Here is a 25676-nt window from a genome sequence, read left to right on the forward strand (position 1 = left end):
CTAAAATGCCCCCAAATTAACAGTCGCTAGTTTAAAGGTAAGGTAATGAACCCAATTATTGCGCTATTAAAAGAGAACAACATCGGTGATGAGCAGATCAACAGCATTTTCAAAACGTTGACTGAAAACCCGCTAGCTGCAATGGCAACCATTAGCCAGCTTGGCTTGCCTCAAGAGAAGCTACAACTTCTTATGGGTCAAGTAATGCAAAACCCTGCACTTATCAAAGAAGCAGTAGAAGAGCTTGGCCTAGACTTCTCAAAAGTAGAAGCAGCAAAAGAGCAACTAAACAAGCAAGGCTAATGCAGCTTTCACCCAATACAAAACGCGCCCAACAGGTTATTACGTAACTTATTGGGCGCGTTTTTTGTTTCTGTTATCCACGAAAACGACATGACTTATTTAGGGACAATTCATTCGGCAAACTGAAGAAATATCAAAACCACACGAATTGCAGTGCTATATAGCCCTATCTTTGGTTGGTTTTTGTGCTCGACAAGCTTAGCTATACTCACGCCGAAAACTATTTATAAATCCCTCACTGACAAGTGAGATTGCTCTGGAATTACGCTCCAGCTCGCGAAAGGAAAAATCATGTCTCAATATGTTGTATGCGCACTCTACAAGTTTGTCGCACTGGATGATTATCAAGACATCCGCCAACCACTTACTCAACTGCTTCTCGACAACCAAATCCGTGGCACTCTGCTGCTTGCCCAAGAAGGCATTAACGGCACAGTTGCGGGCTCGCGCGAGTCAATCGATGCGCTGCTTGCTTGGTTCAAGCTTGATGAACGTCTAGCAGATGTTGTCTATAAAGAGTCGTTCAACGAGCAACAGCCGTTCAACCGCACTAAAGTTAAGCTCAAAAAAGAGATCGTGACCATGGGCGTTGAGGGCATTGATCCTCGCCATGTTGTGGGCACATATGTGAAACCAAAAGACTGGAATGAACTGATCTCAGATCCTGATGTAGTACTGGTCGATACTCGTAACGATTACGAAGTCGATATCGGCACCTTCAAAAATGCAGTGAACCCAAACACAGAAACTTTCCGTGAGTTCCCACAATACGTTGAGGACAACCTAGATCCTGCTAAACACAAAAAGGTAGCGATGTTCTGTACCGGTGGTATTCGTTGCGAAAAGTCGACGGCTTACATGAAAGAGCAAGGCTTTGAAGAGGTGTACCATCTTGAAGGCGGCATCCTAAAATACCTTGAGGAAGTGCCTGAAGAAGAGAGCATGTGGGAAGGTGACTGCTACGTGTTTGATGGCCGTGTTGCGGTTAACCACCAGCTAGAAAAGAGTGGCTACGACGTGTGTAACGCGTGTCGCTTACCAATCACTGAAGAAGACAAGCAGTCTGCTGATTTCGAAAAAGGCGTAAGCTGCCCTAAGTGTATCGACAAACACACAGAAGAGCAGAAGCAACGCTTTAGAGAGCGTGAAAAGCAGGTACAGCTTTCTGCTGCTCGTGGTGAAACTCACGTCGGTGGCGATGCTGCACAGCTGATCGAACAGAGAAAACAGCAAAAACTTGAAAAGAAAGCTCACCAGCGAGCGAACAATAAATAATTGTTATTTTTGAGATAGATAGGGCACTTTTGGTGCCCTTTTTTATTGCTTTCGAGCTTTGCGTTCAGTGACACATTTCTTTAATGGTTATGCTTCTATACTGGTAAGCAAATACATTAATGAGGACACTAGAATGCTCAATGAAAACCACGCTTTTATCCTAGACTTCCCTGAATTCAAACTCGATATCGTTCAGCTTAACCACGACGACCCTAAGTTCAAAAATAACATGCAGAAATACCACGAACTCGACTACACCATTCGCGAACTTGAAGTTTCTGGTAGCCCAATCGATGACGACAACATGCACAATCTAAAAGTGGAACGCATGGAGCTGAAAGACACACTTTACAAGCAGCTATCTCGCCACCATCAGCTTGCTGAAGAATCCAAATAACAAGAAATCGAATTTAAGTAAAAGCGACACATAGGTTCGTAGATACATAGCTACATAGCTACATAGATACATAGATACATAGATACATAGATAAATAGATACAGGGACGTTCTTTCAACAATGATACAAGGTGTCGAATCACTTCCATTACGCTACTCCCCCATTCTTCCTTCAGAAGCCGAGACGCAGTTTTCGGTGATAAAAGAGGCGCTTTATTCCCATGTTGAAGCCGTCTTTGGATGGGATGATGAATTTCAGAGGCAGCGGATAAACAATGACTATCAACCAGACTGGTTTTATTGGATACACGACCAAGGTGAGCGAATCGGATTAGTCTGCTACAAACCTTACCAGCAAGCCTATCACGTGCATTTGTTGATCGTATTCCCGCAGTACCAAAATCAAAAGCTAAGGTATCGAGTAATGAGAGATATCCAAGATCTCGCCATCAAAGAAGAGCGTGAAACCATCACCCTTTCTAGTTTTAGGCGCAATCAGCAAGCGATCGCTTTCTATCAAAGGTTGGGCTATCAGATAGCCGATGACAGCGAAGCGGACTTTGTCAGCCTAGCGCTTCGTGTCACCAAGTAGAGACAGTTCTGCAGACCGTCTCAGGAAGCTTTTCAACCGATTACTTTCGAATATCAAGCTTATCGATTAGAGATGGGAAGCCCCAGCCATCTTCCCCAGCCACCACCTGCTCGCCGGTTAGGTATTCGAACAAGGTCGGTGCCAGTGAACCATTCGCTTCGATAGTCAGTGGGGTTGAACTTTCGCCAATTGGCTCTCCCCAGAAACCAATGAAGGCGTCTTTTTCCAGATAATCTTCACCAGCGTGTCTCCCTGGAACCTTGGTGTTGTAACCAATTCCCTCTTTCGGGAACAGGTTCACGGTACCGGCTCTGTCTTCCAAATAGATATTAGCTAGCTGGTTTACTGAGTCAGGTCTTGGCGTAAAGCGAGTCAATTGTGTCCATTCGTTAGCGCTACACCAAGTCGTAGGTTGAGACTTAACGGCGCGATTCAAACACTTATCAACGAGACGAGAATAAACCGCAAACTCAGAATCCGTAGGTTGAGGAAGGTAAGGGTTAAGTTGTTGAGTATTCAGAAGCTTCGGACGCTGGCCAAATTCTAATGATTCATAGAACAGCTTGTCCTCTTCACGGGTGATCAGCTCATCCAAACGCTGTTTGTCACGATTACCAATCACTCGTACCGAACAACTATCCGCATTACACGTGTCCTCGCGCACGACCATATAGTCTAGCGATTCAGGTAGACGTTTCGCTATCTGATCGATGATATCGATACTGGTCCTTTTCGGCGCAGCTAGTGGAGCCCAATCTGTCAGCTCTTGATAAACAGGTTGAACCTTCCAACCCTGCTGTGAATTGAAGAAGTCCATCATAAAATTACCACCAGCAGTAGAAGCGACGACTACATCCACCGCCTTGAGGCTTGGGTAATCAAGAGCGTTAGTGATCTTCGGCCCTTCCCCTTCATCGGACGAAATCTTCTCAACCACGATTGGGTAATCAAGCTCTTGTTGTAAAGCTTCTAGTACCTGTTTCTCTGGGTTCAGTGCGTAGAATACAGGTGTTAAACCGTGGTCTCCGGCCATACCCCACAGAGTTCGCGCATACACGCCTGCTGCTTTATAGGTATTCTCAACTTGCGTCAGCCAGTAATCCAAGCGGTTAAGTTCACCGGTAGGCATAAGAATTTCGTCGCTGAATGGGCCCGTAAAGTGCGCAAAATGATCCGGCCAAGGATTATAGATCAAGGTGTAATCCGGCATACCTTGTCCATCTAGCTCAGCGTATTGGGATATCGCCTGTTCAACCTGTGCTTTTTTGGCAAGCTTGGTGAAAAGATCAAAGCCTGAAATCCTTTCGTATGATTGGATATCTTCGATTAACGCTTGGCGCATTTCCGTTAAAGCCAGCTCTACATCCGCTCGCTGTTCTAACTCTTTCAAGCAACGCTTCTCACCGTAGTCACGCAGAGATTCACCAAAACCGAGATTCACTAGGCCATCGTATGTGGTATGTGCATTCCAGTCGTATTGAGCGTTGCAATTTAGTGTTTTTAGGTAGTTAAGGCGATCAAACATGGTTTGCACCTGATTGTCTGCCATCAACACATCTAGCTGCAGCGCATCGTTGCCGAAAAAGTAGTAAGCACGGTCGATGTCTCGATCAACAAAATGAAAGTTTGGCACCCCTGTACCGCCTTCACCTGAGACACGTGCTCCGGTTTTGATGATCGGTAGATTGCGAACACTGATGGTCGGCGTTGATGATACACCCACTCGACTAATATTGGTTTTATGTTCGCTATACAGCTTCTTAAAGAAAGGCAGGTAGTATTGGTCTTGATACGCCTGTTCAGCAAGTTGCGCCATAAAGCTCACCTGCTGCACATGCGGCGGTTCAATCACCGGTTCGAGCTTAGGTTTATACTGCTCACGATTTTGATGATGCTGATTCGCGACCGAGATAAACGGTGCACTAGGATCAACCAAACCCTCAATCAAACCTTGCTGTAAACCATCAACGGTCACTTGTACCGCAAAGCGGCGGTTTTGTTGCGAAGAGAGAAACTCAATTAAATCTTGTGGATTATCGTCGAAGGCTTGCTGCATCCAATCATCGAGCGCTTCGGTTCTCTCATCTTTGAAGACAAACTGGCGATAGGCCTTAAGCAAGTTGAGACGAACAAAATCGATCAGGGTAACTGTCAGCGCTTGCGCCTTGTTGTTCGGCTTATCGGCATTTTCAGGCTTGCCATCTTCAACGATGGTCATCAATGCTGAACGAATGTCGCTTGGCTCCATGCCTTTCGCAGCCTTTTCAATCAAACCCACGACAATTGGTTGGATTTTATTGATGATCGCCAGATCTTCTTCACTATTTGTCAGATAGGTATAGCTATCTGGCAGGGTGTCCATGTCTCGCCACACACCGATATCGAATAATGCATCGTAGATCACCACCATATTGGCAATGAACTTATCATCAACTCGAATCCCCTCATGGTGCCCCGTCGCTTCTGTTGAAGTATCAGGATGTTGGTGATTCTCAGAATGTACTTCTTTCTCTGAAGGTGCATAACCAAAGTGGTACAAGCTATGCTCAAACCCCTTTAGCGTAGTTTCGTCGTAAATCGTCGCCAGATACTCTTTGAACACATCTTCATTACCAATGCCCGCGTAGCGGTCGTAATAGCTATAAAGAAAGTACCCCAACGGAATTGAATAAGCAGGATTTGATAACTGAGCAATCACGCGCGCCTTAGTTTTCGCATCCAAAGGAAGCGCCAATATGTAAGCATCTAACGTCACACCAGCGATAGTAAACAGAGCCGCATCACGAGTCAGAGTTGCCGAGTAACTCAAACCAGAAACGATCTGGTTTTTCAAAACTTCACTTGAACTGAAGACACCACCAATCACAGGCGTTTCTGAAAGTTGCGCATGCACACTTCCCGCAACCAAACTAAGTGGTAATGCACTTAGCAATGCCGCTGAACAGTGAGAACGAAAAAGCTTATTCATTGGGTATCCTTTGACTTAGCAATCGATTTATAAAACCGGCGTATTGTTTCATTCCATACTCATTAGTCAACCTTAGTTTGCGGCGAGAAAAATGACAGGCTGTCTGTTATTGAGCAGGTTAATACTTAATTGCTGATTTATTTATATGAAACTTAGAGACTAATCACACAATTAGCTGTTATTTGTATCATTTATTGGAGCGATTTAACCTAAGATTAGGGCATTGATTTCCACTACGGCACCCAAAATGAACAAGTTGGTCGGAAGACACTTAGAAGAGATGGCCGATATTCGTTCGACTCGAAAACAGAAAATCGTTTACTCCTTCTCGCTTACCTCTGCAGCGTTATTCATTTTCTATACGTGGGCTTATTTCCAGGATGGCTATTACACCCTGTCAGTCTTTGAAATGATGTTCGCCGTTATTGCCGTAATTAACGCCATCTATATAAAAAAGGTCCAAGAACCTCACTATTGTGAGATTTTGTTGAGCTGTGTATTACTGGTTCAAGGTGTGGTGCTGTTTCTCTATAGTGGAACCATCCCAGAGCGAATGCTTTGGCTCTATCCGATTTTGGCCGCAGTGATCTTTATTAACGAATTTCGCATGGGGTTGATTCTCAGCGTCACCTTCTTACTGTTTCTTAGCAGCTTGATGGCGTTGATACCTCATAAGTTCGCACTGCCGTTTAACAGCACTCACCGATTTTCACTTAGTTTGGTAACCATGAGTGCCGTATGCCATGTCTCCTCTTATTACTACACTAAGGCCGTTGGTTATATTCAGCGTCTATATCAAGAAGGGATTGAAGACCTCGCTTATCGAGATCAACTCACTGGGCTGGCTAACCGTTGGAGTTTTGAACGTTGGGCAATTGAGAAACTCAACACCGTCAATCCCAACAACAGTATCACTGCTTTGGTGTTTTTAGATATTGATAACTTCAAGACCATCAATGACAGCTTTGGACATGACGTTGGTGACAGTGTATTGCAGCATTTCGCCCAGCGCCTGAAAAACAATGTCCGTAACAAAGACAGATCGACTCATAAACACGATTACTCGATTGCCCGTTTCGCTGGTGATGAGTTTGTATTGATGCTTTATGATGTAAGAAGCAAGCAGGACTTGGATGGTATTCTGCAGAGAATCAGCGGCCTATTTGAAAACGAGAACTTAACCAATAATCAAGTCGGCAAACTCACTTTGAGTATTGGTGTTGCGATGTACCCGACTGATGCTAAGGATCTTGCTGAATTGACGCGCTGTGCAGACAAGGCAATGTACTTTGCCAAACACTCCGGTAAAAACCGTTTCGCTTATTATCAAGACGATCTGACAACGCCTTTAATTGAAGACATGAAATGTTTTGAGCCGCGCAAGTCTGTCGAGACAATACCAAGTAATGTCACCGCATTACACCAACAATCCAGCTAACCCGCCATATACATAGCCCATAAGCTAACAAGTCCGATAATCACTATCCAAACGACTTGGCGCTGTTTACTCGGGCTCATTTTCTTTGGTTTTAGAACGGGTTTCAAAGCCGCGTTTTTCGCTGATTGAAAGAAGGGTCTATCAAGCTCTTCTTTCTTTCTTCTACGTCGAAATGCCGCGTTTGCCACCTCAGTAAAACGCTGACGTTGGTCAGTGGTGAAGTCGTTCTCAAAACCAACTCGGCCACTTCTATCGTTGTGTTTAGATTGCACAGCCATCGTCGCCTCCTTGGCTAGACTATCCCTTATTGTAAGTATAGTCAGTAATCGCGAACTTTCTGATATTCAAGTGGACGAATATCACACTAGCTCTAGCCTATAGTGTTTAAAACCCCTTTCAGTTTCTTTGGGCCTTCATGTTGCGGCCCTTTTCACTTGTTCGAATTTTTCAAACAAGCTCTTCAATTTTGCTCTCTGTTTGAAGCTGGGCTTCCTGCTTAGACTATGGGTATTGAAACGTTTGGAGACAACAACCATGGAAAATCGACGTATTACCCAAATCATGAATGTCCAGGCAACGTCCGACGGCGATGGTGTGAAGATCCAACGAGCAGCGGGTTTTAACAACGCTAACTTTTCACCTTTCTTGATGATTGATGAACTCAAATCTGACGAGAGTAAAGACTATGTAGGTGGCTTTCCACCGCACCCTCACCGCGGCATCGAGACTCTGACTTACATGCTTCAAGGTCACTTCCAACACAAGGACCACATGGGCAATGTTGGTGAGCTTCGCAGTGGCGGCGCTCAGTGGATGGCGGCAGGTCGCGGTGTGATTCACAGCGAAATGCCGATGATGGAAGAGGGTTCACTGCACGGGTTCCAAATTTGGATTAACCAGCCCGCTCGCGACAAAATGAAGCCTGCTCAATACCATGATTTTCAGAGTGACACAGTGACTGAGTTCCGTAGCCAAGAGGTCGGACTGCTGCGTCTGATTGCTGGAAATACATCAATTGAAGGCGCTCCGTTAGCAGGACCTCTTCAAACCACCGGTGTACCGCTCAATGTTTCAGACTGGCGAGCACAATCAGGCCAAGCTTTGACACTCACAACAGAACGCCATCACAACGCGTTTGTTTATGTTTATAAAGGTTCGGTTGATTTAGGATCACAAGCTTTGGTTGCAGGACAATTGGCGTTATTGAGTAAGGCTGAAATTCTCGCGATAAGTGCGAACGAGGAATCTGGTGTACTGATTTTTTCAGGAGAGCCCATTAATGAACCCGTTGTTCACTATGGACCGTTTGTGATGAATAGCATGGAAGAGATAGAACAGACTATCCATGACTTTAACAATGGCGTCTTTGAAACCTATTAAGAATTTTGTCTTCTTACTAGGGCGTGTTGATCTTTCGAGTTTGTTTTTGCAGCGAGTTGCTGGGTATTTATACAAGGCAGAGGCTTTGATGTGTAGCTAGCCTACATGAGAAGCCGATAACGCAGTAGAAATGACCAGCAAACGCTGCCCGAAGGGTTCGGCTAAAAGCGTTTTACTCTTTGTTGAGAGAGATTTGCTTAGTATGACTAGGCTACTTCTCCCTCGCCGCGATTAAAACGCTTTTATCTCGAACAAAATTCAACCACGAAAGGTCAACACGCCCTAGAAGACAGCTAAAACGTGACGTTATCCACTGCCAAGAATATCGTTCACTGATTCGCCACGCTCACTTAAAGCGTGGCTTTTTTCTTGGTCGTTAAGAGAGCTCAGTAACCAATAGCGTTAGAGGTACTCACAAAGGTAAGCTGTTGCTTCTGCTACCTTAACGTCGAACGAAGAGTCACCCGCCACTTCAAATGAATCACCGGATTTAAACGTCGACCAATCGTCTTCACCAACACGTTTAATCGTTAGCGCACCTTTTACTACTGTCATTCTTTCTGGGGCAGCGGTACCAAACGTAAACTCACCCGCTTGCATCACACCTACACTAACGTCTTCACCTTCTTGTGAAAAACCAAGAGACTTAACGCCACCATCGAAATAGGTATTTTCTTTAATCATTGTACTTCCTTGTCTTTATTCAGAACGGCGTGAGCTTATCAAATGCCTCATCACCAAATTTACGTGCTTGATTGTTTTAACTAATTCACCCGTTTCCTACAAGCAATTAATCGTCATAAGTTAGTGCTTTTGAGTGTTCAATCAACTCGTACCAGTATCGTCTTAGGTATCAAACTGGTTTTAGCTTGAAGCAAACGGCTGCTAACTCGAAGTGTGAGTTTGCTTCACAATGTCGATCCTGCTTCTAACTTTGACAACTTTGATTGCAAACTGAGTATTCAATAAATAAAATCGTCCTTTGGTAGATGAAGGAAACAGCCATCAAAATGGGACAAAAGGATTCGAAAAGCAGGGACTTATTGACTCAGGCGCTGTTTTATCTGCTTTTATTGATCGGACTTATCGCAGCCGTCTTTGCCAGTTATACCGCTTATCAAACTCATCAGAAGTTTATCGATCCGAGTAATGTCTACGGCACATGGATTGAGGTAGGTGCGCCCCCTTATGACACCGATATTCTCTCTCTATCTGAGCAAGGTGTGGTCATGAACCATCGCCTGATCAGTACCAACTTCAAGTTCAATGGCAAAACCATCACCATCAATACCGGATCAGGCGAAACCGTGTATGCGATAAGTGGTACCTTCAATTCACCGCAATTGAAACGTCTAGTACCCGAGATTCCAACACAACAGTTTGTGAAAGAAGGCTATGAGCACACGGCTATCCCTCTAAACAGCAGCGCCGTGCAGCAAAGACGCGCATCTTTGGCCGAACAATTCAGTAAATAAGCCATTTTTCCGTTTAGCACTTAGAAATAAGTAGCTTTCAAAAACACCACATCACTTCCATTTTTCAACATAAAAACATGTAACTTCAAAATATTGCATCACGTCGTGTCGTAAAAGCTCACCTATGAGACTTTTCCACTAGCTGTAATAATTTTATAAAACATGGACTCGACCTCTCACCCACTGCGCAACAACTTTGTAACAAGTTGTGATTTTTTCGTTGTCCATCGAAAACGGATTTATTTTCACTTATGAAATTAAAACTCTCTCGAATACTGAACTCGACGCCCCACCCTAGGGGCTGACATGAAGTAACGACCGATTTAACGATCGCTGTGTACTTCAACCACATTCAAGGAGTGAGAAAAATATGATTCGTTTAAACACGTGTGCGACCGGTATAGCACTAGCGCTATCAGGCACCGCACTGGCCGCACCTACCGCACCAAGCATTGATATGTATGGTTCTAATAACCTGCAGTTCTCTAAGATTGAACTTGCGATGGAGACAACCTCTGGCTACAACGACATGGTTAAATACCACGACAAAGCCAAGATCGCGGTTAAGTTTAACCAATGGAGTGGCACCTCTGGCGACACTTACAACATCTACTTTGATGGCGTAAAAGTGGCGGCGGGCGCGATCACTGGCAGTCAAACCACCGCGTCATTTGAATACGGCCAAGGTGGCTTGTATCAGATGGAAATTGAGGCTTGTGATGCAACAGGATGTAGCAAAAGTGCACCAGCACAAATCACCATTGCCGATACCGATGGTTCTCACCTTGCTCCACTCGCTATGAACATCGACCCAAACAATAAGACTTACAACACTGATCCTAATACGGTAGTGGGTACTTACTTTGTTGAATGGGGTATCTATGGTCGAGACTATACTGTCGACAACATACCTGCTGATAATCTGACCCACATCCTCTACGGCTTTATCCCAATCTGTGGTCCGAACGAGTCAGTGAAATCCGTCGGTGGCAACAGCTTCAACGCGCTCATGACAGCGTGTAAAGGCGTGAATGATTATGAGGTCGTGATTCACGATCCTTGGGCCGCATTCCAAAAAAGCTTTAACCAAGCGGGCCATGAATACAGCACGCCTATCAAAGGCAACTACGCGATGATGATGGCTCTGAAACAGCGTAATCCAGACCTGAAAATCATCCCTTCTATCGGTGGCTGGACTCTGTCTGATCCTTTCTTTGATTTTACGACCAAAGCTAATCGAGACACTTTCGTCGCTTCCGTTAAAAAGTTCTTAAACACATGGAAATTCTACGACGGTGTTGATATCGACTGGGAATTCCCAGGTGGTGGCGGTGCTGCCGCTGATTTGGGAGACCCAGTGAACGACGGTCCTGCTTACATTGCTTTAATGGCTGAGCTACGCGCAATGCTAGACGAGCTCGAAGCTGAAACAGGCCGTACCTATGAGCTCACATCTGCGATTGGTGTTGGTTATGACAAGATTGAAGACGTCAACTACGGCGAAGCGATTCAATACATGGATTACATCTTCGCAATGACCTACGACTTCTACGGCGGCTGGAACAATGTGCTAGGTCATCAAACTGCACTCAACTGTGGCAACTTCATGCGTCCTGGTCAGTGTGATGGCAGTGGCATCGATGAAAATGGCGAACCGTACAAAGGGCCAGCCTACACCACAGACAATGGTATTCAGTTACTACTGGCTCAAGGCGTTCCTGCGAACAAATTGGTAGTTGGTACAGCGATGTATGGTCGAGGTTGGGAAGGCGTACTTCCATCAACTCTGAGCGATCCGACTGATCCAATGACAGGCGTGGGTAACGGTAAGCTTAAGGGCAGCACTGCACAAGGTGTTTGGGAAGATGGCGTTATCGACTACAAAGGCATTAAAGCCAATATGCTTGGGGCAAACAATCAAGGCATTAATGGCTTTGAGTACGGCTACGACGAGCAAGCGGAAGCACCTTACGTCTGGAATCGTACCTCAGGTCAGCTGATCACCTTTGATGACGACCGCTCTGTGAAAGCGAAAGGGGCTTATGTGCGTAGCCTTGGCCTAGCCGGTCTTTTCTCTTGGGAGATTGATGCAGACAATGGCGATATCTTAAATGCGATGCACGAAGGCTTAGCCGGTGGTACGACAGACCCAGTTAACCGCAAACCAACCGCATCGGCGGGTGCAGACCAATCAGTTGAAGGCCCAGCTTCTGTTTCTCTAGATGGCAGCGCTTCAAAAGATAGCGATGGCACCATTGCGAGTTACGCTTGGTCTCAAGTAAGCGGTACAGCAGTAACACTGACTAACGCTAATGCCGCTGTTGCAAGCTTCAATGTTGCTGAAGTGGCGCAACAAGAGACGCTCACCTTTAGCCTTACTGTAACGGACAACGAAGGCGCAACTTCGACAGACACTGTGGTTGTGACGGTAACACCGAAGAATACTGGTCCAGTGAACACAGCTCCGGTCGCTGCTATCTCTGCACCGGCTGAAGTCAATGCTGGCGATGTTGTGGTCGTGGATGCTTCGGGATCAACCGATGCGGACAACGATACATTAAGCTTCACTTGGGATGTACCCGCAGAGCTTAACGCAACGGTTCAAGGTGCCTCTGTAAGTTTCGTTGCCGCTGAGTACACTCAAGACACACTGCTGAACTTCTCGGTTACAGTCAGTGATGGAACCGAAACCTCTGTGGCTTCAGCGTCGGTGAAGGTTCTTAAGAAAACAACGGGCGGCGGCACATGTAGCAATGCTTGGGATGCAAACACTATCTACAATGGTGGCGACCAAGTAACTCAAGGCAATACACTTTGGGAAGCGAAATGGTGGACGAAAGGAGACGATCCTTCACAATCTGGCCAATGGGGTGTTTGGAAAGAGATTGGCCCAGCAAGCTGTGCTAACTGAGATTAGTGAAAACCCATGATCATTTAAAACCTAGGCTCAATTAAAACCCAAGCCTAATTAAAACCAAAGGCCAATCTCATTGCAGATTGGCCTTCTTCGTAACATTTATCTAGAGCGACGCGATTAAATCAATGCGTCGAAGCTTTCAAAGACTTGTGGACACTTCATCACTCGACCATGCCCTTGCCCTTGTGTGGTCACCAAAGTCACCCGCTCCATCTCGTTTGCAGCGCGCTCAGAGACTGAGTACTTGGTGAACTTATCTTTTTCATCATGCACGATAATCGTATTAGATTGGCGAAGCGCCAGTTTACCGTAAGGGTCAACCGATTGGATCGGGTAGTTAAACTGCTCTTCAACTTCACCCACCACCGCTTCAAACAGCTTCATCGAGTAACCTGAACGAGCCACGCTGCCGAACAAGTTGTCTAAGTAATCCAGTACCGGTGCTATCAGAAGCAGTGGTTTGTTCTCAAGCTTCGCGTGTTTACATTCCAGAGCCGAAGCGGTACCCATACTGTGTCCAACCAAACCGGCAACGTCTTCGAGAGTATCTAGAATCGCTTCCAAGCCGTTCACAAATGCAGGGATGTGACCATAAACACCATCACTACCACCATGAGCAGGGTGATCGTAAGCAAGCGCGGTAAAACCTTTCGCCGCAATGTGTTCCATTAGAGGGTAAAACTGACTCGCAGTACCCGACCAACCATGCGTCAGTACCCAAACCGGGCCACTACCAAGTGTATAGGTTTTCAGCACACCGTCGCGGGTTGCAACTTCACCTTTAATCAAACCTTGTGGCTCACTATTTTTCGGCTCTGAACGCACAGGCGTTAGCAGCAGCTTACGCGCGGTTTTCTTAGCGTGGCTTGGCGCAAGAATGTAGTGCAAGTTAGTTGTCGCACCAATCAAGCTACGTTTAATGCTGAATTTTGTTGAGGTGTTGAAATAAATTTTGTCACTCATGACCGTTCCTTTTGTCCACTCTATAGTGAGTTGGCCTATTAGCTCAGCCGAAAAAGAACGACCGTGCTTTTTGATATTCTAAAAAATGGCACCCATACATTGGGAGCCAGTTTGTCTGTATTCTTTTTAACGACTTACCGTAACGATTTCGTGCTTCCAACTCGCGATTAAGCGCTCTACCCCACTCCAAAAGTGGCTGTGGCTCGCCTCCTGACCATGCAGCGAGTAAAACAAATTTGCGCTTAAATACAAGCCATACAACTCAAAGATCGCCTGTTTCGGTTCTAAGTCAGCTCGAAATTGCTGGTTATCGATAGCTTTGGTTATCTGAATCGTCAGGTAGTCAATCCAGACTGCGATGGTTTTCTGCAACGCTTGTTGGATAACCGACTTGTCACTGCCTACATCTTTCCATGCATCGATAAACATACAACTGCCTTGAAAGGAGTGGTTCCAGCCAAGCCAGTTGTCGAGTAACTGTTTGAGTTTCGCCTCAATATCGCCATCACCCAGCTCACGAGCGGGCATGATCACGCGCTCTGTGAACACTTGATTCGAGTATTCAAGTACCGCTAACTGCATGTTCTCTTTAGAATTGAAATGAGCAAAGAGACCACTTTTCGACATGCCGCATTGCTTCGCCAGCTCGCCAATGGTCAGACTTTCCAAACCATTCTCGCTCGCTAGGGCAAATGCATGACTTAAAATATGCTCTTTAGTAATTTTTCCTTTGCTCATCATTCATCACATCAAATTGAGACCTGTTATTTTTAGCACGTTCGTTCTTTTTTGCAATTATTATTTGGTTCTGTTCAAAATTTAATTTCTGTGTCACTTCGATTTGTGGAAAAATGCAACAGTACTCAATGCGTTTAAATTCATCGTCGCTTAACGCTACATTTGTTCTTTTTCCACCTCCTGCAAGGACTGCACATGACTTCTCTTTGGCAACAATTCGCGTTTTCCGCCTCGATCACTGGGCCTATCTGCCTGATGTTGGTGCTCGGCGTTATGCTCAAGCGCATTGGATTGATCAATGAGAACTTTATCGACGTCGCATCAAAAGTGGTTTTTCAGGTCACCCTACCTGCAATGTTGTTCTTAAGTATCGTTCAGTCTGATCATGACTTCGCTGCCAGCGGCAAGTTGGTGGTATTCGGAGTCCTCGCTAACTTCCTATTCTTCCTATTTACTACGCTGTCGACTCGCTTAGCTTTTTCGGAGCCAAAAGATCAAGGTGTCATCGTGCAAGGAGGCTTTAGAGCAAACACCGCCATCATAGGTTTAGCCTATGTGGCAAATATCTACGGTAACGATGGCGTTGCACTGGCTGCGATTTATGTCGCCTCTTTAACTGTGCTCTACAACATTCAAGCCGTGGTTGCCCTAACGCCAAAAGGCCAAGAGTCCGGTCAACAAGCGGTACAAGTTATCGTGAAAACCCTGACCAAGAACCCTTTGATCATTGCCATCGCACTCGGAGTCGTGTTCTATGCGTTATCGATTCCCGTCCCCCAAATGGTGTCTGATGCTGGTCAGTACTTTGCTAATATGACGCTGCCACTGGCACTTCTATGTACTGGTGGGTCGTTAGATATCGGATCTCTAAAGAAAGACCAAGCCTCTACTTGGTTTGCCACCAGCTATAAATTGGTGCTGGCGCCACTCACCATTACCCTCGCGGCGCTATTTTTTGGCTTTAAAGAGCAAGATCTCGGGCTGATCTTCCTGATGAGCGCAGCCCCAACCGCCGCCGCTAGCTATGTGATGGCGCGAGCAATGGGAGGAAATTCAACCTTGGCTGCCAATATCATTGCACTGACAACCGTGATGTCACTAATCACTTGCACGCTGGGTATATTCACCTTAAAAGCAACTGGATTAATATAGCTGCGAGTCGCTTCAAATAAACAGGTTTTGACTGGGTAGAAACCACACTTTCTTTTGATTTAAAGCTAGAGCAAAACCCAAGAACACTGCTAACTTCTTGGAAAATTTTTCTAAGAGTCTTGTTATGTCTACCGCTAGTTCAAAACCGACTACACATATCGCCAGCCTAGAGTTAGGCCGTGTCGTGGCTATTTTGGCGATCATCGGCTTACACTGCCAAATGGCCCTCTCTTATGCATTAATCGATGAGGTTCCATGGGTAGGTTATACCCTCAACCAAGCGGCTCGTTTTGCAGTTCCGCTGTTCTTCCTAATTTCTGGTTACCTCATTCAACCTAAGCTCATGCGCTCGCCATGGGAGACATTGACGAGTTATTCCAAGCCTCTTCTCAAGGTTTGGTTAGCTTGGAGCGTCATCAGCTTACTGATGCCGTTCAATCTCGGTAAAGTGATGGAAGCTGGTTACCTAGCTGAGCGAGAAGGCTACTGGGGCTTCCTGATGTCGACACCACTGAATAGCCTATTTGAAGGTGGTTTAGTGCACTTATGGTTCATCCCCGCCCTGATTTGCGCGGTTGCGATTCTCGCAATACTCATCGAAATGAAACTAACCAAAGCGATTTTGCCTTTGGCGCTGGTGTTATACCTCTACGGTATCTTGGCGGGTAGCTACGCACCTTTGACTGAATTGGAAGCGCCGATTTTCACACGCAATGGTCCTTTCTTTAGCACACTGTTAGTCGCCGTTGGCTTTATGATTCGACAAAACAGTTGGCGACTCACTTCGATGCAATCCATCGCGATGGCCGTTTTAGGAATGGCAATCCACTTTGGCGAAGCGACTTGGTTGATGAGATATGATGTCGCATTCAATATCAATGATTTCTTAGCGGGCACGGCGCTGTGGGGCATCGGCGTGTTTATGTGGTTACTCGCGAACCCAACCGTTGGTGACAAGCGTTGGATTCAGGCTATTTCCAGCCGTATGCTTGGTATTTATGTGAGCCACCTACTGCTGATCATCGTGATGTTTAATATCTGCGGAATGCTCGGTATTACAGGCTTGTCTAAAGATATTCTCACTTACAGCATGACGATAATTCTCAGCTTCGGCTTAGTCGTCGCGCTTGAGAAAAGCCCTTTACGTCGTGTGCTGCTTCGCTGATTTATTGTCTGGTGTAACCTATTCAAAAACAGACCCGCTCACTGTAATCAACGAGCGGGTTTTCCTTTTCAAATACACTAATCGTTAATCTAAACTCTCTTTCAGCCATTGCCGTGGTGATACACCTGCCACATGCTGGAAAGCGCGTGAGAACCCTGAATAGCTTGTGTACCCCACCTCATCAGCGACCCAATTGATGGGTTTATTTTGCAACAACAACGACTGAGCAACGGACACTCGCCATTTCTGAACATAATCCCCCGGAGTATCCCCGACTTCTCGTTTGAATGTTTCAATAAACTGAGTGCGAGACATAGCAGCAAGAGAGGCCATCTCCGCCACAGAATAGTGACGAGCAGGAAGCCGATGTATAGCAGAAACCACGGAGGCTAGACGTGGGTGAGCAAGTGCCGAAAAGACCCCTTTGTTGATCTTCTGTTCCTCTATGAGGTGTCGAAAAATCAGCGCCATTAAGGCATCACTCAGCCTATCCATCAAATATTGCTGACCCGAAGATTGCTGCGTCGACTCGCGAAACAGCGCATCGATTACATGGCTCAAATTCGGGGCACTTTTAAAGGGAATCACGATCACCTCAGGCAGAGCAGACAGCAGTGGGTTTGTCTGTCCGGAGCGATACTCAACGTTAGCACATACCAATTCTGCTCCCTCCCCAACGCCTTCTATTGCATGCGAGGTGTTGTTGGGTAGATACACAATACAGGGTTCAGAAAGCGGTTTAGGCTCACCGCCGTTTCGGGCTAACACGAGTTCCCCGCGGGTCAAAACATGCAAGTGCCCCTGTGTGCCTTGCTCTCCATTAAAAGATGACACCCCGCAAAGACGGCCGGAGTAAAACACACCAGTGCGTATCGAAAAATATTCCATCAGTTGTGACAACAGGTCCATAGCATCTCCGAACGATTCGCTTACTTTTTAGGTCTTTTGTCTCTCTATAGACCGGACAAGCCCGCTAATTTATTCATACAAGCTAACCAAACAGAGACAAGGAATACGCTATGTCACCTATCAAATCAGCAGGTAAAAAATTCACTCTTGCAGCAGCATTAATTGGCGCGAGTTTTTCAGTGATGGCAGCAGACATCGACATGAGCGTCGATAGCAATGATTTGGCGATTAAAGGTTATGATCCCGTGGCCTACTTTACGGATGCAGGCGCAGTACAAGGTTCACCTGAATATACGGCCACTTATAAAAATGCCATTTACCAGTTTGCAAGCAGCGACAACCGCGACCAATTCCGCGCAAATCCACAAGCGTATGCGCCACAATACGGCGGCTACTGTGCATTTGGTGTTGCAATGGGTAAGAAATTCGAAACAGACCCTAACGCATGGAAAATTGAAGACGGTAAGCTCTATTTGAACTTAGATAAGTCCGTTCAAAAGCGTTGGTTGGAAGATACTCAAGTCTTTATTCAAGATGCCAACACCAACTGGACAACTATCAAGACCGTTGAGGCTAGCAAGCTTTAAAAGAACACTACCGTTTCCCTTCCCTGCCCTTAAATAAAAACGGAAGAGTATGACTCTTCCGTTTTTTGTCTCCATATCGATCAGCGTCTCTCTTTATCCACGCTTAAAGCGTCGCGTGAGATAAGGTGCACCAATCAAGATCCAGAACATCCCAATCAAGATAGCCAGTGCGTTTACGGCTAATAGCACGATACTGGTTGTTGCAGACGAGACTAAAGACAGGCTCGTTCCCACAATGACCGCAACACCGACTATCGAAGCAATAACCTGTTGCCAAGGGTTAAATTTCAAAGTTTCCGATCGGTCGCTACGCACCAACAATGCAATGAACAGCCCAAGTGCAGCAAACCATGAGAACACGTAAAGGGGTTGCAACAACTGCAAGGTACCAAAGAAATAGACCACCAATAGCAACAGCCACAAACGCTTTGATTCAACTAAACGCTTTGATTCAACTAAACGCTTCTGATTAGCGTATCTAAACTGGTAGACCTTCAGCGATATCACAGCAATCAAGCCGCCCAAGCCGATTCCAACGACAATGTCTGTTGGGTAATGAACACCCAGCCAAACCCTAGCAGTGCCAGCAAGAAGCGACAGTGCAAACCAACTTACTATCGCTGTACTTAAACTGATATAGCCATGCTGCTCACCTCGCTTTGTTATCCAACCAAGTAACAGCCCAACCACTGCCGCCGCTTGAGTTGTGTGGCCGCTAGGAAAACTAAATCCGCTGGCTTGGGCTTGCTGCAAACTTGGAAGCAAATAGAAAGGACGTGGAATTGCGAAACCCATTTTTAGGAGGTTGACCGAATAAGCCGTCGCCAACAAAGCAAAAGCAAACGTCAGACCATAGCGTAAAGGCAGCAGCAGTAACAACAGTACCAGCAATCCAACCGCGAATGCCCCTTCACCTAAACCATTACCAAAAGTGAGCAAGCTAGGAATGATAGGCATCGACTTAACCCAAACTTGGAAAGAGCCCATAAGCGGCAATTGCTTGGCATGTAACTCACTTGCTCCATCGGTCAAGTCATCAAGCACATGGAAAGTGCTGATGTGATTCGTGTCGCTCCAAGATTTAAGAGCGTCGATATCAGTTGGATAACGATACTTATCGACAACGGCTGGCGTTAAAGGAGCAAGATAAACCTGACGAATTTCTTTGCCAAAATGCTTGGAGTTGAGAGCCGGGATGATTTCAGCACCAAAACGGTTCTCGATAGCGGGTTCTATATAACCAATGCTCTCTTTGGGCTGACAAGCAAAGACAACTCGATAGTCGTCTATATCAAGCTTCTCACCCACATCGACGTTTATTCCTGTCTCTTCGTACGTTTCTCGTTTCGCGGCAGCTTGAAAAGTCTCATCACTATCGATATACCCGCCTGGCAAAGAAAGCGTGCGCGTCAGGTAATCTTGAACCAGAACGACTTGACCTTCTCCATTATGAATAACACAGGTCGCGCCTTTAGGTTGATAAGGCTTAACCGGTTGCGAGTCTCGGTTTTGTTGAGCAAAGACCGACGAACTGAGTACGCTGATGAAGACTAAAAGTGGCAGTAAGGCATGTTGCAAAATAAAGCGCCCATAATTGTAATATTATGGCCGCCATTATGAATGTTGTTGCTTCAATATCCAGTTAAAATAAGAATCAGTTCTATTCTCTGAACCAAAACAACATTGGAACTTGTTCACCATTCCTATTGGTTAATTGCTTGCGCACTTAAAACACTGTTTTCCTTCCTTCTAACCATCCCAATGTGATCGAACCAACGTTTTTTACTGCAAAAATTGTTGATACTGAAGCGATTCGTGATTGTTATGTTATAACATTTCACAACTTCCGAATATTTAAGGCTATCAGTGGTGCCTTTCGGAAGGGAACTAGAGTTAAAGGAAAACATAATGAAACTAAAACAACTCGCTGCTCTGTGTGCGCTCTCTATTGCTGGTAACGCTTATGCAGACGTTACTGTAAAAGAAACAGACAAATTCCAAGATGTTGCAGAGAAAATCCGTCAACTGACGGCGAAAGGTGAAAGCCCGCTGATCGTTATCGATATCGACAACACGCTTCTTACATCGACAAGCGATATCGGTGGTGACATTTGGTACCAATGGCAACGCGGCAAATTAGACGTAAAACCGTCAGCGGAAGACAAAGTAGGCTGTTTATTTGAAGACTCTATCGGTCTACTTTACGAACTAGTTCCAATGAAGATCATTGAAAACGACGTACCTGCAACCGTAAAAGGTTGGCAAGACAAAGGTCTGACTGTGATGGCACTGACATCACGCTCACCAAACTACCGCTATGCAACGGAACGTGAAATGGCTCGTGCTCAATACGACATGACACGTACTGCATTGAAAGAGAAAGGCTCTGACGAACTACCTATCTATATCGATAATCCAAAACGTCCTCTGAGCTACATCAACGGCATCATGATGACGACAGGTATGAACAAAGGCACGATGCTGGAGTACATCCTAGACAAGACAGACCAAAGCTTTAGCAGTGTTGTCTTTATCGATGATAGCAAAAAGAACATCGTCAATATGGAAAAAGCCTATAAAGATGATGCTTCTGTCGACATGACAATCTTCCACTACACCAAAGTGGAACACGATCGTATGAAACAATATGGCTCTGTTCTGACTCAAGAACAGGCAGACAAAATGGCCAGTGATTGGAAAGAATTAAATGTAGTTCTTGATAAAATTGCCCCAGCTCGACTTGGGGAAGCGTGTTTGGGGCAATAATCTAGACCGCTACATTTAGGGTCGTGGGGCGCGGAGCTCTACGACCTTTTTCTTTATCTGCTACCACCAAACCCTCGCGATTCCAGCCAAGTTTATCCTATACTCTTCCTTAATAAGTCTTTATTTTTCAGGAAGAAGAATGACACTACTTCGGATCATTGCCGTTGGCCTTTTCACCTATTCAACGTTAGCTTTTGCCACACCTTGGACTTTTGTAAAAAGTGAAGATGGTATAACAATCCATAAACGCGACCACGGCAATGGCTTAGTAGAAGTACGAGCTCAAATGCAAGTCGAGACCAGCTACTCCGGATTTTTGTTATTACTTGAAGACAGCGACAATGTGCCCAACTGGATCGATAATGTATCGCACAGTGAAGTGCTGATGCAGATCTCTTCTAACGAAAACATTGTCTATACGCAATTCAAAGCCCCTTGGCCAGCCCGTGATAGAGACATGGTTACCTACTCCAAATACGAAGTGGAAGAGGGTCAATTTACCCTGACTATCAAAGACGCGTCGAACTACCTTGCAAACGAATCTGGGTATATTCGTATTCGCGATGTGGATGCTATCTGGACTCTGCAGCCACTCACTAACGGTTTCACACACATCAACTACACCGCCTATGCAAACGCAGGTGGGATACTACCTGATTGGTTAATGAATCGCTTGTCGGCGAACAACGCCTTTAGCACCTTTCAAAAACTCAAAAATCAGTTACCAAAGTACCAAGGGAAACAGCACCCTAATTTGAGCCAATAGAGTGTTGTTTTTCATTCGTCAGAGAACTTACCAGCCACTGCTTTAATTACGCCTCGCCAAGTCGCGAGCAAGAATCAAAGCCAAGCCAAAGATCTGCAGAAACAGGGCGATGTTTTTATATAACGTCATTTGCTCTTCAAGGGCCTGAAGAAGCTCAGATAGGGTTAGATTATCAAGATAGAAATCGTCAATGCGCGTTCGTTGAGATTGCTGAGCTTGATTAATCATCATCATGATCTCAGGAAGGTTTTCGACGGTGATCTCAGGAACATCCCCACTGACCCACACACCTAGCTGACCTCGCATTGCTTCCTCCAACTCAGGTGTGACCGCAGAGTTGGATGAGGTGCTGATGTCCATGTGTAACAGCATGGATTCGCGCTTACGCTCCAAGGTCTCTATGGTGTTCCACGCCAGCTGAATAGAGTAGATGTTACCCTGCTGACGCTCACGATATTGGGCCTGCTCAACCACCATTTTGTCGAGCACTAGACTCGACACCACAATGGCCAGAATATTGAGCACCAAGCCAGTTAAGACAATCATCCATGGTGGAGGTAGGCGTAACGCCATGGCAATCCTTACATGAGTTTATCAAATGGAAGATAAATCAAGTTTAGGACAACCAGAGACACCATGCTGCCAAAGGTTAAATACATGCCTCGCTTTCTGCCTTTCAGGCTACGCGCCAGAATACTTTTACCGTGAATAATACGACCAGCGATAAAAGCGATGCCGATAATATGAATCAACCACACATTGGCACCATTGAACTCTAACAATGCCATTAGAATCACAGTTATCGGGATATAGTCCATCGCATTACTCTGCGCAGAGCGAGCGATTTGCAGCGATTCAACACCACCATCTGCATGGGCGACCTGATTCTTCCTTCTCTGCTTGATCACTTCAATGGCTAACCAGAGCATAATAAGGGCGAGTAAAGAGGCGTATAACGCTGTAACCATGGTGTTTCCTTTTCCTAAGCGATAACAATAGATAATGAGCAACTTAGAGAGGTACCAAGCTTGCTCGTCAGTTTGTAAGAGATCTCTCACAACCGCTGTGAGAGATCTCAAATAAGCTTCGCAGAATATACTCAAAAAACAAACTCAACTTATTGTTTTCTAATGTTCAGCGCACAGTTCTTTCTATTTATTGAGCTGAATTATAAATTTCCTCCATTGCGAGTGAAGTCACTAGGGTGTTTAATTAAGTTGTCGACAGGGAGTTGGCAGGAACAGGAAAAAGCCTAACGGATTAGGTATCTTCAGGAAGAAGATTTGATAACACAGGATAGGTTATCAGCAAGGAAGTTGTACTCTAGGAAGAGTTGCTTATCAGGGTGATAAGGTCAAGGACACCGCTAGGAAGGCGATGAATTGGATAGGTTAATGGAGTTAACCAAGTCAAGGAACGATGCAGGGAGCATACGTTACCTTATTTAAATATAAATAAGAAACAACGTTGGTAGCAGGACGGCTACGAAAAAGAACAGACCCCGTTTGGTGAAAGCCAAGCGGGGTTTATCTTTTTAGAGACCAGAGCAATATCTTATAAACCAGAATCTTAGAAACCTGGATCTTAGAAACCAAAGCAACATCGCCAGTGTCGCACTTCGTTATTTATCGTGTTCAACCGTCGATAATCTCTTTCAGCCTCTAAAAATGAATTGGCTACAAAAGCACATTCATCACTAACATCGCGCCAAACGCATTCAGAACTGAGATAGCAATCATCACTGGAATGTAACGCCCTTCAGTACCGATAGGCCCCATGATACGTCCCATGTACTGCACCTGAGAGCCCATTAGGTAGATCGCAGGAGCTAAGATCGCGATATGGGTACCATTTAAGATGCCTTGGTCAAATAGGGTAATCACAACGCCTACAGCGCCACCCATCGACATCCAAGCTCCGATGAGTACTGCAGCGGCTTCACCCGGCAGGCCGAACACAGCCATGATAGGGGCGAACACACTGCCCATCAGATCGAGTGCACCAGTGATTTGCAACGCTTTGATGATCACAAACGCCATTAACACGTTTGGTAACGTCGAAGTGGTCGCGATCACCCAGCCTTTTTTAGCGCCTTCAACGAAAATATCCGTCACCATAGGTTTCTTTGCTTTTACTTCGCTCATTACGCTGCCTCCTCAGTCATATTCTGTTTTTTACTTGAGTCCGATTTATCTTCTTTACCTTCTGTGATGTTCAGGTAAATACGGAATAGGTTGGCACCGACAAACTTGAAGACAAACATCACCGCAACAGCAAGGCCGATAGAAGATGAGACCGCAAGTGAGCCATCTATAGTGGTTAGGGTAAAGAGCACGGCGCCAGAGGAGAAGAAGTTCACAATGGCAGCACCCGCCGTGAATTGGAACATGGTAAAGACGTCAGTTTCACGCTTGGTCAGATGCCCTTCGTCTTTGAGCTGCCTTGTCATAGCCGCCCCAGCATCGGTACTTTGCAAAGACGCGATTAGCGCCAAGCCTGAGTTACCCGGAATGCCCATCAGTGGACGCAGCAAAGGCGTTAACAGCTTACGTGCAGCATCTAACGCGCCGTAATGTTCCAGAACATTGATCATCCCTAGCGCGAACATCACGGTAGGAATCAAAGTTAACGCAAAAATGAAGCCATCACGCGCGCCGCTACCGCCTTTACCTCGCAAGGAAGTTGTCGCGGCTTGAACGCCATCAGCCGTCTCGCTAACATCATAAGCGACCTTGCCAAATGAACCGTTTAGAGTAGTAAAATCAAAAACGCCATACCACTCGTTAGATTTGAGCAGCCCGGAAAAGAACACTATCGCGAATGCGAGAGCTATATAACAACCAATCGTCACTTTGCGATCGGTTTGAACAGGATTAGTCATAATCGCCTCTATACATCTTGTTTTATGTGGAACAGAACACGTATAGATAGTGCAAACTTATGCAGTAGAGATTAATGACCAAAATCAATTAGTCGATAATATTACCAATCACAAAACAAGCAACATTTAGAACTGTGATTAAGCTTTGAATATAGACATTAGAACCATTAATAATTTAATATTTAGAGTACAAAACCAATCCTTGTAAAAACGCAAAAACTCAACATTCACCCACTAAAAATATCAATCCCTCAAAATATATAACATCCCATTCTAATTATCTCTGAAAGTGATGTGAGAGATCTCTTACGCTTATTTTCACCCTATTTATCTTTGTTATTAAATACAGTCACTTAGTTAGTGATGTTAGTTCAAAAATCAACAGTATTTCATACTAATAACTAGGTAAGTTAGGCACAACAAAACCTGAGCTTTAATAGAAAAGATCTGAGCTGAATGCGAAATTTCGGCCTTGATAGCTGCTATAGACTGCGATCAGCCAATCGGAAGGAAAGAGAGCAGTGGTTGTTATGGAAATGAGAACATTAAAGTACCAAGTAATGGGTAAAGGCATGTGGATCAGTGCGACCGTTTCACGCGTTGTTGCTGACAAACTTGCACTAGAATACCAGTCTTACGGCTGGCCAGTAGAAGTGTGTGCCGTTGAGCAAGCCGTTATCTTTGAATGTAGCGCAGCATAGGGCGTGTTGATCTTTCGAGCTGATTTTTGCAGCGAGTTGCTGGGTATTTCTACAAGGCAGAGGTTTTGATGTGTAGCTGGCCTACATGAAAAGCCGATAACGCAGTAGAAATGACCAGCAAACGCTGCCCGAAGGGTTCGAGCTAGGCGCCCCCGCAAAAAGCGTTTTACTCTTTGTTGAGGGGGATTTGCTTAGAATGACTAGGCTACTTCCCCCTCGCCGCGACTAAAACGCTTTTGACTAGGCGTCCCCATCCGAACAAAACTTAACCACGAAAGGTCAACACGCCCTAGTAGTGGCGATT

25 protein-coding genes are annotated in these 25676 nt (G+C 45.5%); 14 read left to right on the forward strand and 11 right to left on the reverse strand.

The annotated features are described in order from the left end of the window. Positions 1 to 45 precede the first annotated feature (45 nt). From VFDL14_RS01020 to VFDL14_RS01005, 4 genes are all read left to right on the forward strand, one after another. Positions 46 to 303, forward strand: coding sequence for a DUF2999 family protein (locus VFDL14_RS01020; protein WP_032553574.1), 258 nt, complete (start codon positions 46 to 48; stop codon positions 301 to 303). Between the two features lie 291 nt (positions 304 to 594). Then, positions 595 to 1578, forward strand: coding sequence for a rhodanese-related sulfurtransferase (locus VFDL14_RS01015; RefSeq protein ID WP_032553576.1), 984 nt, complete (start codon positions 595 to 597; stop codon positions 1576 to 1578). Positions 1579 to 1711: 133 nt separating this feature from the next. Next, positions 1712 to 1975: a YdcH family protein gene (locus VFDL14_RS01010; protein ID WP_032553577.1), complete on the forward strand. Its 264-nt coding sequence runs from the start codon at positions 1712 to 1714 to the stop codon at positions 1973 to 1975. Positions 1976 to 2095: 120 nt separating this feature from the next. Beyond that, positions 2096 to 2566 (forward strand): GNAT family N-acetyltransferase, encoded by a 471-nt coding sequence (locus tag VFDL14_RS01005; protein ID WP_032553580.1) that lies wholly within the window; start codon positions 2096 to 2098, stop codon positions 2564 to 2566. Positions 2567 to 2606: 40 nt separating this feature from the next. On the opposite strand, the gene VFDL14_RS01000 is transcribed toward VFDL14_RS01005, so the two are convergent. Next, positions 2607 to 5534, reverse strand: coding sequence for an alkaline phosphatase family protein (locus VFDL14_RS01000; protein WP_032553581.1), 2928 nt, complete (start codon positions 5532 to 5534; stop codon positions 2607 to 2609). Positions 5535 to 5814: 280 nt separating this feature from the next. Between VFDL14_RS01000 and VFDL14_RS00995 the strand changes: the two genes are divergently transcribed. Next, positions 5815 to 6972 carry a GGDEF domain-containing protein gene (locus VFDL14_RS00995; RefSeq protein ID WP_084181938.1) on the forward strand — a complete coding sequence of 386 codons (1158 nt, stop codon included), beginning with the start codon at positions 5815 to 5817 and terminating at the stop codon, positions 6970 to 6972. Here VFDL14_RS00995 and VFDL14_RS00990 read toward each other — a convergent pair. After that, positions 6969 to 7250, reverse strand: coding sequence for a hypothetical protein (locus VFDL14_RS00990; RefSeq protein ID WP_032553583.1), 282 nt, complete (start codon positions 7248 to 7250; stop codon positions 6969 to 6971). The two genes, VFDL14_RS00995 and VFDL14_RS00990, sit on opposite strands and share 4 nt — an antisense overlap. A 256-nt stretch (positions 7251 to 7506) precedes the next feature. Here VFDL14_RS00990 and VFDL14_RS00985 point away from each other — a divergent pair, with 256 nt between their 5' ends. Further along, entirely contained in the window at positions 7507 to 8352 is an 846-nt protein-coding gene (locus VFDL14_RS00985; protein ID WP_032553585.1) for a pirin family protein, read from the forward strand. Positions 8353 to 8754: 402 nt separating this feature from the next. Here the strand turns inward: VFDL14_RS00985 and VFDL14_RS00980 are convergent, their stop codons facing one another. Beyond that, entirely contained in the window at positions 8755 to 9036 is a 282-nt protein-coding gene (locus VFDL14_RS00980) for a pyrimidine/purine nucleoside phosphorylase (protein WP_032553586.1), read from the reverse strand. Between the two features lie 326 nt (positions 9037 to 9362). On the opposite strand from VFDL14_RS00980, the gene VFDL14_RS00975 reads away from it, so the two are divergent. Together VFDL14_RS00975 and VFDL14_RS00970 are read left to right on the forward strand one after the other, a co-directional pair. Then, positions 9363 to 9827 (forward strand): DUF2850 domain-containing protein, encoded by a 465-nt coding sequence (locus tag VFDL14_RS00975; protein ID WP_032553587.1) that lies wholly within the window; start codon positions 9363 to 9365, stop codon positions 9825 to 9827. Positions 9828 to 10197: 370 nt separating this feature from the next. Further along, on the forward strand, positions 10198 to 12738 hold the full coding sequence (locus VFDL14_RS00970) for a glycosyl hydrolase family 18 protein (protein WP_032553588.1): 2541 nt from the start codon (positions 10198 to 10200) through the stop codon (positions 12736 to 12738). A gap of 123 nt (positions 12739 to 12861) precedes the next feature. Here VFDL14_RS00970 and VFDL14_RS00965 read toward each other — a convergent pair whose 3' ends face one another. Both VFDL14_RS00965 and VFDL14_RS00960 read right to left on the reverse strand, forming a co-directional pair. Then, a complete protein-coding gene (locus VFDL14_RS00965) occupies positions 12862 to 13707 on the reverse strand; it encodes an alpha/beta hydrolase (RefSeq protein ID WP_032553589.1) in 846 nt (281 codons plus the stop codon). Between the two features lie 126 nt (positions 13708 to 13833). Beyond that, positions 13834 to 14445, reverse strand: coding sequence for a TetR/AcrR family transcriptional regulator (locus VFDL14_RS00960; RefSeq protein ID WP_032553870.1), 612 nt, complete (start codon positions 14443 to 14445; stop codon positions 13834 to 13836). 195 nt (positions 14446 to 14640) lie between these two features. On the opposite strand from VFDL14_RS00960, the gene VFDL14_RS00955 reads away from it, so the two are divergent. Together VFDL14_RS00955 and VFDL14_RS00950 are read left to right on the forward strand one after the other, a co-directional pair. Next, positions 14641 to 15597 (forward strand): AEC family transporter, encoded by a 957-nt coding sequence (locus tag VFDL14_RS00955; protein WP_032553590.1) that lies wholly within the window; start codon positions 14641 to 14643, stop codon positions 15595 to 15597. 124 nt (positions 15598 to 15721) lie between these two features. Then, complete coding sequence (locus VFDL14_RS00950; RefSeq protein WP_032553592.1) at positions 15722 to 16762, forward strand: acyltransferase; 1041 nt, start codon at positions 15722 to 15724, stop codon at positions 16760 to 16762. A gap of 84 nt (positions 16763 to 16846) precedes the next feature. Here the strand turns inward: VFDL14_RS00950 and VFDL14_RS00945 are convergent, their stop codons facing one another. Beyond that, entirely contained in the window at positions 16847 to 17671 is an 825-nt protein-coding gene (locus VFDL14_RS00945) for an AraC family transcriptional regulator (protein ID WP_032553593.1), read from the reverse strand. Between the two features lie 110 nt (positions 17672 to 17781). On the opposite strand from VFDL14_RS00945, the gene VFDL14_RS00940 reads away from it, so the two are divergent. Further along, positions 17782 to 18258, forward strand: coding sequence for a YHS domain-containing (seleno)protein (locus VFDL14_RS00940; protein WP_032553596.1), 477 nt, complete (start codon positions 17782 to 17784; stop codon positions 18256 to 18258). 93 nt (positions 18259 to 18351) lie between these two features. Here VFDL14_RS00940 and VFDL14_RS00935 read toward each other — a convergent pair whose 3' ends face one another. Then, positions 18352 to 19836 (reverse strand): bifunctional NUDIX hydrolase/phosphatase PAP2 family protein, encoded by a 1485-nt coding sequence (locus VFDL14_RS00935; RefSeq protein ID WP_032553598.1) that lies wholly within the window; start codon positions 19834 to 19836, stop codon positions 18352 to 18354. 330 nt (positions 19837 to 20166) lie between these two features. Between VFDL14_RS00935 and VFDL14_RS00930 the strand changes: the two genes are divergently transcribed. Further along, positions 20167 to 21024 carry a DUF2608 domain-containing protein gene (locus VFDL14_RS00930; RefSeq protein ID WP_032553599.1) on the forward strand — a complete coding sequence of 286 codons (858 nt, stop codon included), beginning with the start codon at positions 20167 to 20169 and terminating at the stop codon, positions 21022 to 21024. 139 nt (positions 21025 to 21163) lie between these two features. Next, positions 21164 to 21790 (forward strand): START domain-containing protein, encoded by a 627-nt coding sequence (locus VFDL14_RS00925; protein ID WP_032553600.1) that lies wholly within the window; start codon positions 21164 to 21166, stop codon positions 21788 to 21790. A gap of 42 nt (positions 21791 to 21832) precedes the next feature. On the opposite strand, the gene VFDL14_RS00920 is transcribed toward VFDL14_RS00925, so the two are convergent. The 4 genes from VFDL14_RS00920 to VFDL14_RS00905 form a co-directional block, all read right to left on the reverse strand. Further along, positions 21833 to 22363 (reverse strand): hypothetical protein, encoded by a 531-nt coding sequence (locus VFDL14_RS00920; protein ID WP_032553602.1) that lies wholly within the window; start codon positions 22361 to 22363, stop codon positions 21833 to 21835. A gap of 8 nt (positions 22364 to 22371) precedes the next feature. Then, positions 22372 to 22758 (reverse strand): MAPEG family protein, encoded by a 387-nt coding sequence (locus VFDL14_RS00915; protein WP_032553604.1) that lies wholly within the window; start codon positions 22756 to 22758, stop codon positions 22372 to 22374. A 708-nt stretch (positions 22759 to 23466) separates the two neighbouring features. After that, positions 23467 to 23934 carry a YjiG family protein gene (locus tag VFDL14_RS00910; protein ID WP_032553605.1) on the reverse strand — a complete coding sequence of 156 codons (468 nt, stop codon included), beginning with the start codon at positions 23932 to 23934 and terminating at the stop codon, positions 23467 to 23469. Beyond that, positions 23934 to 24671: a nucleoside recognition domain-containing protein gene (locus tag VFDL14_RS00905; protein WP_032553607.1), complete on the reverse strand. Its 738-nt coding sequence runs from the start codon at positions 24669 to 24671 to the stop codon at positions 23934 to 23936. The genes VFDL14_RS00910 and VFDL14_RS00905 overlap by 1 nt, the downstream gene beginning before the upstream one ends. Before the next feature lie 530 nt (positions 24672 to 25201). On the opposite strand from VFDL14_RS00905, the gene VFDL14_RS24795 reads away from it, so the two are divergent. Further along, positions 25202 to 25372, forward strand: coding sequence for a hypothetical protein (locus tag VFDL14_RS24795; protein ID WP_167332362.1), 171 nt, complete (start codon positions 25202 to 25204; stop codon positions 25370 to 25372). Positions 25373 to 25676: the final 304 nt, after the last annotated feature.

The sequence above is a fragment of the Vibrio fortis genome (assembly GCF_000695685.1).
Lineage (GTDB): Bacteria > Pseudomonadota > Gammaproteobacteria > Enterobacterales > Vibrionaceae > Vibrio > Vibrio fortis_A.